Raw genomic sequence first — 15944 nt, 5'->3', positions numbered from 1 at the left:
CTTATCGCCGCTTTTACAGACTGTTTTTCATCTCAGCGCAGAGAATTCGTGTCCTCGTAGAATTCATAACCTAGCCCCCAGAGACTGGAATCAGGGGAACGTCATCCGCTAAGTTTGTAGAACGGCCATTACACAACATAAGGGATAAAAAGCATGCGAGTACTGATAATGGGCGGCACTCGATTTATTGGCGTTGATTTAACCCAGGTTCTGCTCCAGCAGGGACATGAGGTCGTGCTGTTTAATCGCGGTAATAAGCCAGCGCCTTCTGACGTGCAGCAAATTAACGGCGATCGCAAAGATCCAACACAGCTGCAGCAACTGGCCTCAGAATCCTTTGATGTAATTTTTGATAATAATGGCCGCGAACTGAGCGATACCCAGCCCCTTGCAGACATGTTCAAGGGCAAGGTTCAACATTTTGTATACATGAGTTCAGCTGGAGTTTATCTAAAAGGCGATCAGATGCCTCATTTAGAAATCGATGCCACTGACCCAAACAGTCGCCACAGCGGCAAGGCTGAGACGGAGGCCTATCTGGCCAAGCAAGGTATTCCCTTCACGGCCATCCGCCCTACCTATATCTATGGTCCGCGTAACTATAACGATCTAGAAGCCTGGTTTTTCGATCGCATCGTTAGAGATCGTCCCATCCCAATTCCTGGTTCGGGTGCCCACTTCACGCAGTTTGGTCATGTCGCGGATTTAGCGCAAGCAATGGCGGCGGTACTGGGCAATTCCAAAGCGATCGGCCAAATATACAACGTTAGCGGCGCGCGCTATGTGACCTTCGATGGTCTTGCCCGCGCCTGTGCTGAGGCGGCGGGTAAGCCAGTTCCCAAATTGGCGCATTATGACCCTAAAGCGTTCGATTTTGGCAAGCAGAAGGCATTCCCTCTTCGACCTCAGCACTTCTTTGCAGACATCCACAAAGCCATGTCAGATCTAGATTGGCAACCTCAGTTTGATTTGGTCTCTGGCCTCAAAGATTCATTCCAGAAGGGCTATCTAGCCTCTGGTCGTGATCAGAAAAATATCGATTTCTCTTTAGACGATCAGATCTTAGGCCACTGAGCTATCTAGGCCTATGTCCTTTGACAACACCTGCAAATTTCTTGCTGAACACTTCAGTATCGACATTACGACATGGTTATTGGGCACTCCAGTTGCGTTGACCAAACTGGAGCCTTCGGAACTGTTTGCCGAACCCATTCGTGCAGATGCTGTGATTTTCTTAGAGTCGAAAGACTTATTAATACACATAGAGTTTCAAACGGATCCTGACCCGGAAATGGGATTTAGGATGGCTGACTACCGGCTCCGAGGATTCAAGCGCTACCCCCACAAACAAATCCGGCAAATTGTGGTGTATTTGAGACCGACGAGGTCACAAAGAGTCTACCAGACCTGTTTTGAGATACCGGGTTTGCGCAGCGAGTTTGAGGTCGTCAGATTATGGGAGCAGCCAACTGAGATATTTTTGTCTTCGCCAGGTTTATTACCGTTTGCAGCTTTGAGTCAGACACAGGACAAAGTGAAGGTTTTGCGAGCGGTTGCTCTCAGAGTCGATGAGATTGAGGAGCGACGAACGCAAAGCAATGTGGCAGCAGCCAGTGCGATTTTGGCTGGGCTATTATTGGACAAAGAGGTGATCAAACAGGTACTACGGAGAGACGTTATGCGGGAATCTGTGATCTATCAGGAAATTGAGGCTGAAGCTGAGGCCAGAGGCGAGGCCAGAGGAGAAGCCAGAGGCCAGGTAAAGGGCGAACTGAGCTTGATTCTGCGTCAGCTGATCCGTCGATTGAGTACAATTGCCCCGTCAGCAGAAGCTCAAATCCGCAGGCTATCTCTCAATCAACTGGAAGAACTGGGGGAGGCATTATTAGATTTTTCTAGTCTGTCTGATCTGGAAGACTGGTTGAAATTGCACCATTAGTCCCGTTGGGTAACGATTATTGCAGTAGGACCGAGATTTTAATGCCCTTACTGCAATCTTCTTCGTGCTTGGCGCTATCCAATTGAGGATTGGCACAAGACTAATCACCTAAATAAATTCCTAAACCTCTAGCAGTCTTAACTAGTGTGCCGTAGGGATCAACGTCTCGGTAATGTGCGATCGCATCTTTAATGGCCACGCTGACCACCTTCCGATTTTGCCAGGTCACAATCCGATCAAACTCGCCAGCCGCGATCAAATCCACCGCCGCCACCCCGAAGGCTGAGCCAATCAGCCGGTCTAGCGGAGATGGAATACCGCCCCGCTGAACATGCCCCAAAACAGTGACCCGCGTATCCGCCACCTGACGATCACAGATTTGTTCAGATAAATGCTGGCCGACACCTCCTAGACGGCATTCCCCACCGCCATCGGTCACGGTGATGGCCTCGCCACCGACGGACTTCACTGCCTCTGCCACCACAATCAGAGAATAGGTCTTGCCCTGTTCTTGACGCTCTTTAAGTTTGGCGCACACCTTATCCAAGCTATAGGGAATTTCAGGAATCAGAACAATATTTGCCCCTCCCGCGATCCCAGCACTGATGGCAATGTGGCCCGCGTCCCGGCCCATCACCTCTAAAATAATCACGCGGCTGTGGCTGGCCGCTGTGAAATGAAGGCGATCCAATGCCTCAGTGGCAATATTCATCGCCGTATCGAAGCCAACAGATCGCTCCGTGACCCCGACATCGTTGTCAATGGTTTTAGGGATGCCCACCAAATTCCAGTTACCCTGCTGCGCCAGCTTGCGCAGAATGGCCATGCTGCCGTCGCCTCCCACCCCAATCATGGCATCTAGCCCTAACTGGTGATAGCCGCGAATAATCTCTTCCGATCGGTCTTCTAGGGTGCCGTCCGCCATCGGGAACGCAAAGGGATTGCCTTTATTGGTAGTGCCCAGCATGGTTCCCCCCGCCGTCAGCAGCGGGTTCATATCTTTGGGATTTAAAACCGTGGCCTGGGGAGGATCCGACATTAGCCCGTGGGTGGCCTGACGGATGCCCAGCACTTCCCAGCCATAGGTATCTGCCCGCAGGACCACTGACCGAATCACAGGGTTTAGTCCCGCGCAATCTCCCCCGCTGGTCAGGACGCCAATTCGCTTCCGCTCACCCATCGTTGTATATCCCAAATTTTCCGTGAGATTCATACTTTATAGGGTTGCGATCGCCCTTAGATCGGATCCGAGCAGGAATTTAATCTTTGTACAAAATACTTTTCGCGCGTGAAGCTTTGCAGACATGCCCCATCCCCCCAGTAAGTGGGAATGCTAAAACTACTAGCTCTTTAACCGATCACTGTACCTGACTGATTTAGGAAAGCTCTTCGGCAAACGTCACGTTCAGCCATTTCGCTGCCCTCATCAGTACGTCTACCGCAATACAAGTTGATCAAAGACATTAAATTTCTCTTTCTTCAGAGAGGTTTGACTATAGGATGGCCCAGATGCACGTTCGTCCCCCTATTCCCATGCAGACACTTCACTCCCGTAACCTAGGGCCTGCACTCAAACAATGGCTATGGTCTCATCGCGCCATCTGGCTAGGGGTTCCTCTCTTCTTCAGCTCTGCTGCGTCGCTGCATTTAGCCCCCTTACCAGAACCTATTACTACCGTTGATCAAGAACTGCTGGCAGACCTTTCGGTCACGGCTCCCCCAACATTGGCATGGGATTTAACTGTCACGCCCACCGACTCTAGCCCAGTTTCGTCCACCCAGGCTCTGCCAACAGATGAACCGACTCGCCCCCAAGCAGAGGTCGTCGGTCATACATCAGCCAGCTCTTCTCCGCCTGCGAAGCCACAATCTCTATCGTTATCCGCTCAACTAACTCCCCCAGAGAATCTGCCTGCGATCCCTGTGAGAATTGGGATTGCCCGCCGCACGTCACAGCTCCAGTTAAGTACCTCCACTTCTGCCTTCGTCATGGATGCAGCAGGGCAGCAGCTAGCAGAACTATCGGCAAACACAGGTGTTTCGGTTCAGCCTGGATCGTCGGGCCTTATCTTCGGCAATCTACAGTTACCCGACGATGTCTGGATCAAAACTAATGCAGATGGCTTCATCGCCATCAATGGTCGATGGTACCGAGGCTCGGTACAGATTCTTCAGGACCGACAGCGTTTAGTCGCAGTGAATCACCTGGATCTAGAGACCTATTTATACAGCGTTGTAGGTGCTGAGATGTCTCCCTCTTGGCCGATGGAAGCCCTAAAAGCACAAGCGATTGCAGCCAGGTCCTATGCCCTCGCGCGCATTTCTAGCAATCCGGCCAGCCCCTTTTACGATCTAGGTGACACTCCCCGCTGGCAGGCCTACCCAGGACTGAAGACCGAAGCAAACAGAACCCATCTCGCAGTCGACAGCACCAGAGGGCTACTGATCTCTCATCAAGGCGCTGTTGTAGAGTCTTTATACGCCTCTACAATCCATCTGGTCCGCAAGGTCCATAAGGGCTATGGGATGAGCCAGAATGGAGCGAGGGACTTGGCTCAACGACAGTTCGACTATCAGCAGATTCTGAATCACTTTTATCCAGGTACGACATTGACCTGGCTACAGGCCTCTTGATTGAGCGTTAATCATTGAGTCGACATCGCTGCAGATGCTGCTCCCGCTCTTGAACAATAGTTTGCAGCTGGGGACGCCCCGTGAGCGATAAGCGCCAGTCTGCCCAGACTTCGTAGACTTTATCAACCATCGGACCAACAATCGGCCACTGCGTCGCTGCGTAAACCCAACCCATCCCCAGCACCGTATAGACGTAACGAAAAACCTCAACATTTTTCAGGATTGTTCCATCAGCAGTAATGGCATGAATACGACCCATAGCCGTCTCAAAATCAATCCCACCATTCTCAGCCGGATCGTAGTCATCAGCGGCAATATCGGTAAAAGCCACGAGTCCCCGCCCCGCATCTCGGCGAGTGAGAAAGTTGACTTCCCGCAGACAGAGCGGACAGGCACCATCGTAGAGCAGCTTAACTTTCCAGGAAAGTAGCTCAGAAGCTTCAGTGGATGGTTGATGAAAAGTCGTTTCGCCGAGAGTCATAGAATTGAGGTACGTTCAACTTAGAGCATGGTCCACAGCACGACCTCAAAAAAAAGAGAGGATGCACTGAGTGGCTCCTCTCTCTTAATAACAAAGATTAATAAGTCAGTGCTAATGCTCGCCTAGCCGCGATTCAGCAAGTTCATGGGATTAACGGCACCCTTGCCCGCAGGTCGAATCTCAAAGTGTGTATGAGGTCCAGTACTACGACCGGTGCTACCCATCTCAGCAATTTTTTGCCCCTGACGAACAAACTGCCCGACCTTACTAGTAATTCGATTGTTGTGGGCATAGCGCGTGACGCTGCCGTCAGGATGGCGGACTTCAACCAGCTTGCCATAGCCACCGCTGTTCCAGCCGGCTGTCTTGATCACGCCAGGAGCAGAGGCCACAATAGTAGTCCCTACAGGAGCCGCGATATCGATACCGCGGTGCATCCGTCCCCAACGAGGACCATAACCAGAGGTTAGTTTGCCCTTCGCAGGCATAACGTAGCGGAACCGCCCACTCTGCATCTCATCAGGCAAATAGGTATCCACTGATGACAACGGCGGCAGATCTAGTGCTGGAACTTTAGGGAATATCGCCCGCTTAGCAATGGGAACGCTCAGTTCAGGTAGGTTGCTAGACGACTCTCTTTGCTCTTTACCCGCACTCTTCGCCAACAGAGCCGGTGCATCTAGGAGTTCTTCTAAGTCGTCTTCAATATGCTCATTCTCGTCAAGCTTAAGACTAATCTTGGGTGTATTGGCCTGATCCTGATGAGTTGGGATCTTCAGAACATCATGATCACTAAGATCATCAGATCGACTGATGCCGTTGGCCTTGAGAATATCTTTTGCGTCCACTTCGTAGCGCTTAGAAATTTCCGCTAAGGTCTCCCCTGAGCCAATTTTATGGACCACAGCACCGGCTTCAGCTAATGCAGATTGATCGTGGTTGGGAATAATGGTTTGAGAGATATCAATGTCCAGCTCAGCTCTTTTCCTGACTTTCTTGAGTGAAGACGTTGGCTTAGATATCGCGGCATCATCAACTGCAACGAGTTCAGGGGAACCTATAAACTGCGTAGGTGCCGATAGCTCATCCACACTGGATGGCTCGCTGCCGTAGCTAGCAAGGGGATCAACGTTAACGACGCTCGCTCCCTGTAGGGGCTGAAATGCTGCGTTAGCTTTACCCTGCACAGATAAAGCACCCGTTGCAGCTAGCGCAAATGCTAAGCCAAACGTTGCAGAAGAACGAGTTCCACGTAGGAAGTCTGACCGGCTCTGACGAACCTGGCCTACCTCAGACCCAAGGTCGCCAGTGCAGCACGGCTGAACATTAATCCCTGGTAGAATTTCCCGTTTCAAAGAAGACCTCCTAAAAGCTCTTAGCGTTTTGGCGTGACCTAGGCGATAAAAGACCCTCGCCTTTTTTTCTGAAGCTATTACCCTACTCGGCTTAGGCTCGAATTAATATTACCCACAATGTGTATGAGATCATTAAGTTAAGTTACCTTGCTTCTGACATTTAGACAAGCCTAAGTTTTCTGGCACTAACCTGTAAGATGCAGTACTGAATCAATGTGGATGCGAAACCCTAACCTACCGTGCCCGGATGTCGCCTCGGTATGATCCCGTAAATATACTGATTTTCCACCGGACCAAAGTTGTGCTGGTCCACAAGCACGGGTTTTCAAAGTAATAGAATATATTCTTCTGGCGGAGAGATAGACTGCTCAGTCTTATTTACAGAAAGGTTGCAGCAGTGCAGAGATCTAATATTAACGTCGCTGGTCGCTCAAGTAGAGGCATCAGACAATAGATTTTTTTATTGCTTCAATTAGTTATCTTTATCGGGCAGTCTATGCGATTACAGAGTAAAGCGACTGCTTCAAGGTTGACAAGCTTTGCGAGGCTAATAGCACAATGATCCTTTGAAAACTGCTTTCTTGAGCGACGACGCTGGAACACCGTGTCTAAAACTTGGCACAATGGATAGCAATTCTAGCGATTATCCTGATTGCAGCGAAATTACTAATTTTTTCTTGTCTGATGCAGTCCTATGGCAGTCCTATGCGTAGCCCCTTTTTAGACCATCTCCACAGTCCTGAGCGTCCTGTAATTGTGTTTGACGGGGCGATGGGAACTTCTCTGCAGGATCAAAATCTGACTGCCAAGGACTTTGGTGGAGCTGAGTATGAGGGCTGCAATGAGTATCTTGTAAAGACAAAGCCAGAGGCGGTGGCAACGGTCCATCGTAATTTTTTCAAGGCCGGTGCCAATGTGGTTGAGACCGACACCTTTGGCGCAACTTCTGTGACTCTGGCCGAGTACGATTTAGGCGATCGCGCCTACGAACTGAACAAAACAGCAGCAGAGTTAGCGAAGTCTGTCGCCGCAGAATTCTCAACAGTGGAGAAGCCCCGGTTTGTCGCCGGTTCGATGGGACCAGGAACAAAGCTGCCGACGTTGGGCCACATCGATTTTGATGCACTGCAGGCCGCATACATCGAACAAGCAGAAGGGCTGTATGACGGTGGGGTTGATCTGCTTTTAGTTGAAACTTGCCAGGATGTTTTACAGATTAAGGCTGCGCTGACGGCTATCGAAGAAGTCTTTTCAAGGAAAGGGTCTCGCCTGCCACTGATGGTCTCGGTGACGGTGGAAGACTTTGGCACGATGTTAGTTGGGTCAGAGATTGGGGCTGCGCTGACTGTTTTGGAACCCTATCCTATTGATATTTTGGGTCTCAACTGTGCGACAGGCCCAGACTTAATGAAAGAGCACATCAAGTATCTTGCTGAGCAGTCTCCTTTTGTAGTGTCCTGCATACCCAACGCGGGTTTGCCGGAGAATGTCGGAGGTCAGGCTCATTATCGCTTAACGCCGATGGAGTTGCGGATGGCGTTGATGCATTTCATTGAAGATTTGGGCGTTCAAGTTATCGGAGGCTGCTGCGGTACGCGTCCAGACCATATTGCTCAACTTGCTGAGATGGCTAAGGATCTAACACCCAAGCAACGTGAAATTGGGTCTCGTTTTGACTTGCCACCCTATACACCATTGTCTTATACACCGTCTGCGGCCTCAATTATGAGTCCCCAGTCCTATGAACAGGACAACTCGTTCTTGATTGTAGGTGAACGGCTGAATGCCAGCGGGTCTAAGAAATGTCGGACGCTGCTCAATGATGAAGACTGGGATGGGTTGGTCGGACTAGCGCGATCGCAAGTCAAAGAGGGCGCACATATCCTCGATGTCAACGTAGACTACGTGGGCCGCGACGGCGAAAAAGACATGAAGGAGTTGGCCTCTCGCCTGGTTAATACGGTCTCGCTCCCGCTGATGCTCGACTCAACTGAGTGGACCAAGATGGAGGCGGGTCTTAAAGTGGCCGGGGGCAAGTGCATCCTCAACTCCACCAACTACGAAGATGGCGAAGAACGCTTCTTCAAGGTATTAGAACTCGCCAAGCAATATGGTGCAGGTGTGGTTGTCGGCACCATTGACGAAGACGGCATGGCTCGAACTGCCGAGAAAAAGTTCGAGATCGCCCAGCGGGCCTATCGAGCCGCTGTTGAATACGGCATCCCTGCCTATGAGATCTTTTTTGATCCTTTGGCACTGCCGGTTTCCACTGGAATTGAAGAAGATCGTGAGAATGGTAAAGCCTCCGTTGAGGCGATTCAGAAAATTCGAGAGAATCTTCCGGGCTGTCACATCATTCTGGGGGTCTCTAATGTCTCCTTTGGTCTCAATCCAGCGGCACGGGTAACCCTCAACTCAGTGTTCCTCAATGAGGCGATGGCGGTGGGCATGGATGCGGCCATTGTTAGTGCCAGCAAAATTCTGCCCCTTGCCAAGATCGAAGAAGATCACAAAAAGGTCTGCCTGGATCTCATTTACGATCGCCGTGAGTTTGACGGTGAGGTTTGCTCCTACGACCCGTTGACGAAGCTGACAACATTATTTGAAGGGAAGACGACAAAACGCGATCGCAGCGTTGATGAAAGCCTCCCCATCGAAGAGAGACTTAAAAATCACATTATCGATGGCGAACGCATTGGCCTAGATGATCAGCTCAATAAAGCCCTAGAGCAGTATCCACCCCTAGAAATCATCAACACCTTTTTGCTCAACGGCATGAAAGTGGTCGGTGAACTGTTTGGCTCCGGTCAAATGCAGCTCCCCTTTGTGCTCCAGTCGGCTCAAACGATGAAGGCTGCAGTGGCCTTTCTAGAACCGTTCATGGATAAAGAGGACACCGCCAGCACCAAAGGCACGGTGATCATTGCCACCGTTAAGGGCGACGTCCACGACATTGGTAAAAACCTCGTCGATATTATTCTGTCCAACAACGGCTATACCGTCATCAACCTCGGCATTAAGCAGTCCGTAGATAACATCATTGCGGCCTACCGAGAACACGGCGCTGACTGTATTGCAATGAGCGGCTTGTTAGTAAAATCAACCGCCTTTATGAAGGACAACCTCGAAACATTCAACGGGAAAGGCATTGATGTTCCTATTATTTTGGGGGGCGCAGCCCTGACTCAGAAGTTTGTCTATCAAGACTGTCAGGGAGCCTACAACGGTCGCGTCATCTACGGCAAAGATGCCTTTGCTGACCTGCACTTCATGGAAAAACTGATGCCTGCCAAGACCGCAGATAACTGGGATAACCTCAAAGGATTCCTCGATGAAGAAGATGAGATACCTCTCGCCGCCCAGAAGCTACCGAAGGAAAAGCAAGCGAAGGCCGATGGCCCCGTTGATACTCGACGTTCGGAAGCGGTTGAGATTGATATTGAGCGACCCACACCGCCATTCTGGGGCACTCGCGTCATCCAGCCAACGGACGTTTCTCTAGAAGAGCTGTTTTGGTACTTAGATCTGCAGGCTCTAATCGCAGGACAGTGGCAGTTCCGTAAACCCAAAGAGCAGTCACGGGAAGACTATGACGCAATGTTGGCAGAGAAAGCCTATCCGATTCTAGAGAAATGGAAGCAGAAGGTTGTGGCGGAGAAGCTCCTCCATCCACAGGCCATCTATGGTTATTTCCCTTGCCTGTCAGAGGGGAATACGCTGCTCATCTATGATCCGCAGGTGGCTCAAGATGGGGGTAGCTCGAATGGCGTTGAACCGATTGCTACCATTGAGTTTCCGCGTCAAAGATCTCTGCGACGATTATGTATTGCTGACTTCTTTTTACCAAAAGAGCAGGCTCAAGGTCGCTTTGATGTCTTTCCGATGCAGGCGGTGACGGTGGGTGAGATTGCATCTGAATACGCTCAGAAGCTTTTTGCCGCTGATGAATATACCGACTATCTCTATTTCAATGGTCTTGCTGTCCAAACGGCAGAGGCTTTGGCTGAATGGACCCACGTTCAAATTCGACAGGAGCTGGGGTATGGCGAGTCTGAGCCGGACAATATTCGAGATATGCTGGCCCAGCGTTATCAGGGTTCTCGCTATAGCTTTGGTTATCCGGCTTGCCCCAATATGCAGGACCAGATTACCCAGCTCAATTTACTGGAGACGGAGCGCATTAATCTGACGATGGATGAGAGTGAGCAGTTGCACCCAGAACAATCTACGACGGCGATTATTGTATATCATGCGATCGCAAAATATTTCTCTGCCTAGCGTTGTCATCTGTCGCTCTTAGCAAGAGACACCATTGGATTGAGGTGTAGAATCGCTCTCACTCGATCTACGCTCCAGCTCTCAACAGATGAATAATCAAAGCGGCAGAGATTTTTCGTGGGAAGTTGTTTCCCGAGCTGCAGTCCTAAATCAAAGCTCTCTAGCTGCTTCAGTGTCAGTCGATAGTCTGTTGGGTATAGAAAACGAACGACCCGCTTAAATATCCATATGTGAATTTTGTTGAGGTGGATATCATTCCCCATTGTAAAACCAATGATAAAAGCCTCGTCGTCTGGGGATTTCCCTCGATTGAGCAAGATATGCAGGTAATCATGTTCTTTTAACGGGATAGCTCCAGCTAGGGCCAAGGGGCTGTCTGGGTTCTCTAAGAGCCAAACCAGCCAAGGCACCTCAGACTGTTTCATGCCTCCAAAGCGTCGGTAAGCATGACGTAAAGATTCAGCCATCATGCTATCCCCCGACTCGTCTGAGCTGTATTTCTGTACGCTGTTGCTCGGGGCTAGCTGGATCGATGCCTAACAGAGGTTCAGAGAAGCCTTTGCCTTCTGCCACGAGAGTGGGCTGCACATCGCTAGAACGGAGATAATTCGCCACGACCTGCGCCCGCTGCTGACTCAGAGCTTGGTTTGTAGTGGTAGAACCTGTCTTTGAAGTATGTCCCACGACGTTGATGGCAATGGTAACGGGATTAAATTCGTTGATCTCTTTGGCTAGCGCTGTGAGCGTGGATTGGCCTTCTCCCGTGAGCGAGGCAGACCCGGTTGCGAACTTGACCTCACCCCTAACTTTGAAGTTACCCACCTTCGGTGCGGCTTGAATTTGCTGTGGGGTAACCTTTGCTTTTGCTTTAGTGGTCGAGGACTTCTGGCCCTGTAGCACCTTCGCTAACTCTGGATCAGTGGCTGAGATTGAAGCAACAACCTGTTTGGTATTTTTCACAGCCTGAGCAATGAAATCACGGGTATAAAGGGTTTGAGGACTCTTGATCATGTCGGTTACTTCTCCCGTTAGCGAGAGGACGGCGGAGGTGGTCTCAATCCGTTTCTCTAGCGTTCCAGCGTTCATCCACTGGTTTGACTCCAGGGCGGTAAAGAAGTCGATGCCACTGGCGACTGAAGCAGCGTCATCTGTAGAGAGATCGCCGTCGTCGCCGATCTGCTGACTCAGTACACCAGAGTCACGAATAAGCTGGTCGGTGTGTTGGTAGTAGAGCGTCAAGAACTGGCTCAGGTCATCGGGGCGACTTTTGATGAGCTGATCGCTGGCAACAATCACGTCAATAATGGCGTCGGGAACGTCGCTACTAGAGAGAACAACCGTGTTGCCCTCTTGGCGGGCTTTGGAAACAAAGGGTTCCCAAAGGATTGCGATCGCAACCTGCTCATCTGACCTCAACAACTCATAAGCCTGAGTGGATTCCTCCACCTCTACAACCTCAAAATCAGATAGGCTCAACCCCTCAAACTTAAGATCCAAGAGCTTCGCCAGATACTCACTGGGGGTTCCAGCAGAATAAACCAGCTTTAGAGGGGCAGAGACTGAGGCCCGAACCTTGGCAACATCACTCAAGCTCTTGAGGTCTGGATATTGCGGAGTATTGAGCACCACCGCATCAGCACCCACCGTCTTATCAATTAAGCCCACGATCCGGCCTTTCGGCTGATGCTTAAGATACTGGTCTAGCGTCGTGACAATAATGTCTGCTCTACCGCCGAGCGCCTTCGCCCTGGCAGCTTGATCAAATTCATCTTGATACTGAATCCCCAACTCTGCCTTGGTGACCTTCGCGGCAAAGGGACCAGCCCTAAGCGTGCTGTAGCCAGAGAACGTATCGCCCAGCACCGTAAGCTGTCTTTCTTCATTGCCGTAAGCCTGAACCTGTGCGAGAGGAGCACTCTCCCCTTGATTGATCAAATTGAGACCAAAATATCCGGTACCGACCAGCAACGCAACACTGATATACGCGATGGGAGGAAGTCCTTTCCTTTCGATCGTCATGACTGTTTTTCTCCTTCTTCTAGATTGTCTGCAGCCTGTTTTGCCTTCAGCTTGGCTAAGCGCTCTTGAGCATTCAGGGCTTTAATCGCTCTGGACGTTCCCTTTAATTCCCCCTGAACCTCGGAGGTGGCCTGCGCTTTGAAATTGCGACGTTGAATTGCGGCTTGAGATTTTTCAAAGCGCCGCATTGCAGCTTGACTATCGATGCCTGCCGCTTGGTTCGCTTGCTCAAGTGCTTGGGTGACCCGCATCGTTGAAGCCCCCATTTTCTGCTGAGCCTGCATCTTTCTCAGCTCTAGCTGGGTTTCCTGCATCCGGGCTGTTCCTTCAGCTAGATTCTGTTTAGCAAACTGCACCTGGGCCTCAAGCTGAGGTCGATACTCATCCAAAACATCCTGTTCTGCCAGTACGGCAAGGGCTGAATTGTCTTCACCTGCCGCCACTAGTTGCTCCGCTTGTTCACCGAGGGCTTTCACCTGTTGCTCGGTCTCTTCATGTAAACGCAGAGCCTCTGCTAATGCGGACCTTTGAAGCCCCACTGAATCAACCAGCTTTTGAAATGACTGGGCTAGATCATCAATGCTGTCTTCACCGATTTGAGCAGAGATTTCGCCCCCTGCCTCAATCGGCATCCCCCATAACCAATTCCAGGTCGCTCTAATGACCGTTTGTGACCGATTCATGTCTTCTATTCCACCTTCTATAACCGCAAAATTTCTGATAACTGCTCTTCGACAAAACAATAGTGAATTATTTTGATTTCTCCTGAATTTCGATAATATTTCGGTACGAAGAGAACAGCGGCATCCTTGCTCCCGAGACTTTTGCTCTATAGGTTTTACCCTCATCTATGCGACCATAAATATCAGAGGAGTCAAATTTAAAGAATGCGATAGAGTCTGTATTCTCAAAAGTTTCATCTTTCGTGAAGATCAAATACCGAGAGGATCTTCCGTCTAGAACTCGCTCTGCCTTATCAATGGTAAAAGTGACATCATCTTGCGTCGCATGTTGAAAGATTGGATAAGCGACAAGTGGCATAACAGTTAAGCAAGCCACGATCGCCTGAGGCCAGTTTCGCTCCAGTTTTAAATTGTTCATTACTCAGATCCTTTAAAGCCTCAGGCTTTGTCTTTGTATTTCTGATTCCTTTTTGACAAAAAAACAATCAGTAGGCCTATCTCGTTTAATTCATGTTCTGATTATCAATAAAATATCTCTTGTCGACAATAGGATTTGTTCTGCTTTTCAGTAGTTAAATGAAATATATTCAGGATTATTCAGGTTGCAATTTTTAGCGCGGTATAATCGCACTATATTTAAATTTATTTTTCTGAATAAATTATGGTGAGAGTCAAATTTGTGCGCCAAGCGATGGTGATCTGTCTGTTGGTGTTTGTGATGGTTGCCTGTCGGCCACAGATCCGACCCTCTGCAATAGCGCCTGTCGCAAATCAGAGCCTGGAGCAGTCTGGAGCTAACAATCTGAATTTGACGTTAATTCAGCACGCTTCCTGTCCCTGGGCTTACTTTTGGTGTGTTGTTGAAACTGGAATCCATGATGCCGCCCAGGATTTAGGCGTTGAGGTGACGATTCGCCGCCCCAATACGTTTGATCCAGATGAAGTGACGCGGCTAATAGAGTCAGCGGTCAATGCCCCCACGAAGCCAGACGCTATTGGTGTCGCTGTGATCGATCCAGACAAATTCAGAGCGTCACTAACAAAGGCAGTGATGGAATTTGATATCCCTGTAATTGCCTACAACGCAGGTTCAGGACCAGAGCAGGACAACATTCCTTATCGGGCTTACATTGGAGCTGATGAACGACAGGGCGGATATGAGGCTGGGAAACGGTTGCTGGCGAAATCTGAGGCTGCAACCAAGGGAGCCTGTATTAATCATCAGCCCGGTGCCTTAAATCTTGAGGCTCGCTGCCAGGGTTTCTTTGAAGCATTGAGTGAAGCTGGTGTGGAGGCGGAGATGGTCAAAATCACGCCGAATCCAGCCGAATCTAAAAAGATTTTGCAGCGCTATATGGATGAGAATCCTGAGACCAATCTTTTTTTGACTCTGGGGCCAGAAGCAGCCGTACCTTTTTATCAGGTCATTCCAGATCGAAAGGGGGCCTTTAGCCATGGGACATTCGATCTGAGTCGCACTATTCTCAACAAAATTGAACAGGGGACAACGCTATTTGCGATTGATCAGCAGCCCTATCTAGAAGGTTATTTGGCGGTCCAGTGGCTGACCTGGATTCAGCGCCATGCGTTTAGTCCCCCTAGCCCTATCATCTCGACTGGGCCTAGCTTTGTCGACCGCAATAATGTTGCTCTTATTCAGCAACAGGTAGGGCAATATCGATGACGGATTCACGAAGAAGGCATCCCCCCCTGAACTCAGAGAAGTCCTGAATTTTTATTTCTAACTCGCTCATAGAGTTCTTCCATCACCGCAATAAAAGATCCGTCCTTGGGCCAAAAGGCCGGATAGTCTCCCTGCTTTTTGATCAAGACTGCAGGCACTGTGGCCGGTGGCAATGGCTCAAGCGTCTGGGGTAACCGTTTGGTCCCCTGCCAAAATTCCTTGAGGTCTGGGGTCTCTATTGTTTGTGTTTTAGGCTGCGTGAAATAGGTCGGGTCGGGTTCGGATGTCGATTGCTGCGCCGCCAGTTCGGCTGAGAGCGCCTGCCCCAGTGGCGATTTCTCTAGCTCAGCTTTAAGGTTATCCCTAGAGAGTCCCCTCAGCTCAAACAACAAAAACGGATCATTATCTAGCTCTTTGGCAATTAAGTAATGAACCCCAGCAATATGCTTGCAGGGATTGCTCCAGTCTGGGCATGAGCAGGTGGTGGTGAAATCTGATTCACTGTCTGGCAGCAGATGCAAATCTAGCTTGGCAAATGCATCGTCAATGTTGTCAGGAATTTCGTTGAGCATTAGGCGCGAAAGTAAGCTAGCTTTAGAGGCCACATAGGCAATCGCTGCCGCCCAGTTTGCTTTACTAATCGACTGGAATTCAATAGTGGTGATGTAGAGCGGTTCCTTATAGACTCCGAAATAGGGATTAACAGAGCCGCGAACTTCAGCCGTGACCAAACCCTTCTTAATCCTGAAACTTTTAACCTTGCCCCCCCGTGCATAGGAGCGACCACGACTGAGACGACCGGGATCGACTAATCTCTCTAGGGCTGCGATGAACCGCTGTCCCCACCAAGTGCGACTAAATTGAGCCATGA

At 50.0% G+C, this 15944-nt stretch carries 12 protein-coding genes and 1 pseudogene; 5 read left to right on the top strand and 8 right to left on the bottom strand.

Annotated features, from left to right (window positions below; all coding sequences use genetic code 11):
• Positions 1-153: 153 nt before the first annotated feature.
• Both C1752_RS17300 and C1752_RS17295 read left to right on the top strand, forming a co-directional pair.
• Complete coding sequence (locus tag C1752_RS17300; protein WP_110987295.1) at positions 154-1074, top strand: NAD-dependent epimerase/dehydratase family protein; 921 nt, start codon at positions 154-156, stop codon at positions 1072-1074.
• 13 nt (positions 1075-1087) lie between these two features.
• Positions 1088-1939: an Rpn family recombination-promoting nuclease/putative transposase gene (locus C1752_RS17295; RefSeq protein ID WP_110987294.1), complete on the top strand. Its 852-nt coding sequence runs from the start codon at positions 1088-1090 to the stop codon at positions 1937-1939.
• 100 nt (positions 1940-2039) lie between these two features.
• On the opposite strand, the gene C1752_RS17290 is transcribed toward C1752_RS17295, so the two are convergent.
• Positions 2040-3119 carry an ATP-dependent 6-phosphofructokinase gene (locus C1752_RS17290; RefSeq protein ID WP_110987345.1) on the bottom strand — a complete coding sequence of 360 codons (1080 nt, stop codon included), beginning with the start codon at positions 3117-3119 and terminating at the stop codon, positions 2040-2042.
• Between the two features lie 353 nt (positions 3120-3472).
• Between C1752_RS17290 and C1752_RS17285 the strand changes: the two genes are divergently transcribed.
• The gene (locus C1752_RS17285; protein WP_233501678.1) at positions 3473-4573 is read left to right on the top strand and encodes a SpoIID/LytB domain-containing protein; all 1101 of its coding nucleotides are present in this window, start codon (positions 3473-3475) and stop codon (positions 4571-4573) included.
• Positions 4574-4580: 7 nt separating this feature from the next.
• Here C1752_RS17285 and C1752_RS17280 read toward each other — a convergent pair whose 3' ends face one another.
• Together C1752_RS17280 and C1752_RS30330 are read right to left on the bottom strand one after the other, a co-directional pair.
• On the bottom strand, positions 4581-5054 hold the full coding sequence (locus tag C1752_RS17280; protein WP_110987292.1) for a thiol-disulfide oxidoreductase DCC family protein: 474 nt from the start codon (positions 5052-5054) through the stop codon (positions 4581-4583).
• 122 nt (positions 5055-5176) lie between these two features.
• Positions 5177-5614 (bottom strand): annotated as a pseudogene (locus tag C1752_RS30330) (M23 family metallopeptidase); the annotation flags it as partial.
• A gap of 1500 nt (positions 5615-7114) precedes the next feature.
• Between C1752_RS30330 and metH the strand changes: the two are divergent.
• On the top strand, positions 7115-10687 hold the full coding sequence (gene metH, locus C1752_RS17270) for a methionine synthase (protein ID WP_110987344.1): 3573 nt from the start codon (positions 7115-7117) through the stop codon (positions 10685-10687).
• A gap of 5 nt (positions 10688-10692) precedes the next feature.
• Here the strand turns inward: metH and C1752_RS17265 are convergent, their stop codons facing one another.
• The 4 genes from C1752_RS17265 to C1752_RS17250 all read right to left on the bottom strand — a co-directional run bounded on the left by C1752_RS17265 (position 10693) and on the right by C1752_RS17250 (position 13807).
• Positions 10693-11154, bottom strand: a complete 462-nt coding sequence (locus tag C1752_RS17265) for a hypothetical protein (RefSeq protein WP_110987343.1) — start codon at positions 11152-11154, stop codon at positions 10693-10695.
• Positions 11155-11158: 4 nt separating this feature from the next.
• On the bottom strand, positions 11159-12706 hold the full coding sequence (locus C1752_RS17260) for an OmpA family protein (RefSeq protein WP_110987290.1): 1548 nt from the start codon (positions 12704-12706) through the stop codon (positions 11159-11161).
• On the bottom strand, positions 12703-13389 hold the full coding sequence (locus C1752_RS17255; protein WP_110987289.1) for a PspA/IM30 family protein: 687 nt from the start codon (positions 13387-13389) through the stop codon (positions 12703-12705). The genes C1752_RS17260 and C1752_RS17255 overlap by 4 nt, the downstream gene beginning before the upstream one ends.
• 67 nt (positions 13390-13456) lie before the next feature.
• Complete coding sequence (locus C1752_RS17250) at positions 13457-13807, bottom strand: hypothetical protein (protein WP_110987288.1); 351 nt, start codon at positions 13805-13807, stop codon at positions 13457-13459.
• Positions 13808-14050: 243 nt separating this feature from the next.
• On the opposite strand from C1752_RS17250, the gene C1752_RS17245 reads away from it, so the two are divergent.
• Positions 14051-15073 (top strand): sugar ABC transporter substrate-binding protein, encoded by a 1023-nt coding sequence (locus tag C1752_RS17245; RefSeq protein WP_233501677.1) that lies wholly within the window; start codon positions 14051-14053, stop codon positions 15071-15073.
• Positions 15074-15105: 32 nt separating this feature from the next.
• Here the strand turns inward: C1752_RS17245 and C1752_RS17240 are convergent, their stop codons facing one another.
• On the bottom strand, positions 15106-15942 hold the full coding sequence (locus tag C1752_RS17240) for an SWIM zinc finger family protein (protein ID WP_110987287.1): 837 nt from the start codon (positions 15940-15942) through the stop codon (positions 15106-15108).
• Positions 15943-15944 lie beyond the last annotated feature (2 nt).

Origin of the sequence: Acaryochloris thomasi RCC1774, assembly GCF_003231495.1 — a bacterium.
Taxonomy (GTDB): Bacteria; Cyanobacteriota; Cyanobacteriia; order Thermosynechococcales; family Thermosynechococcaceae; genus RCC1774.
Note: the sequence above shows the minus strand (reverse complement) of the source record. Positions and strands in the feature narration are given on the sequence as shown.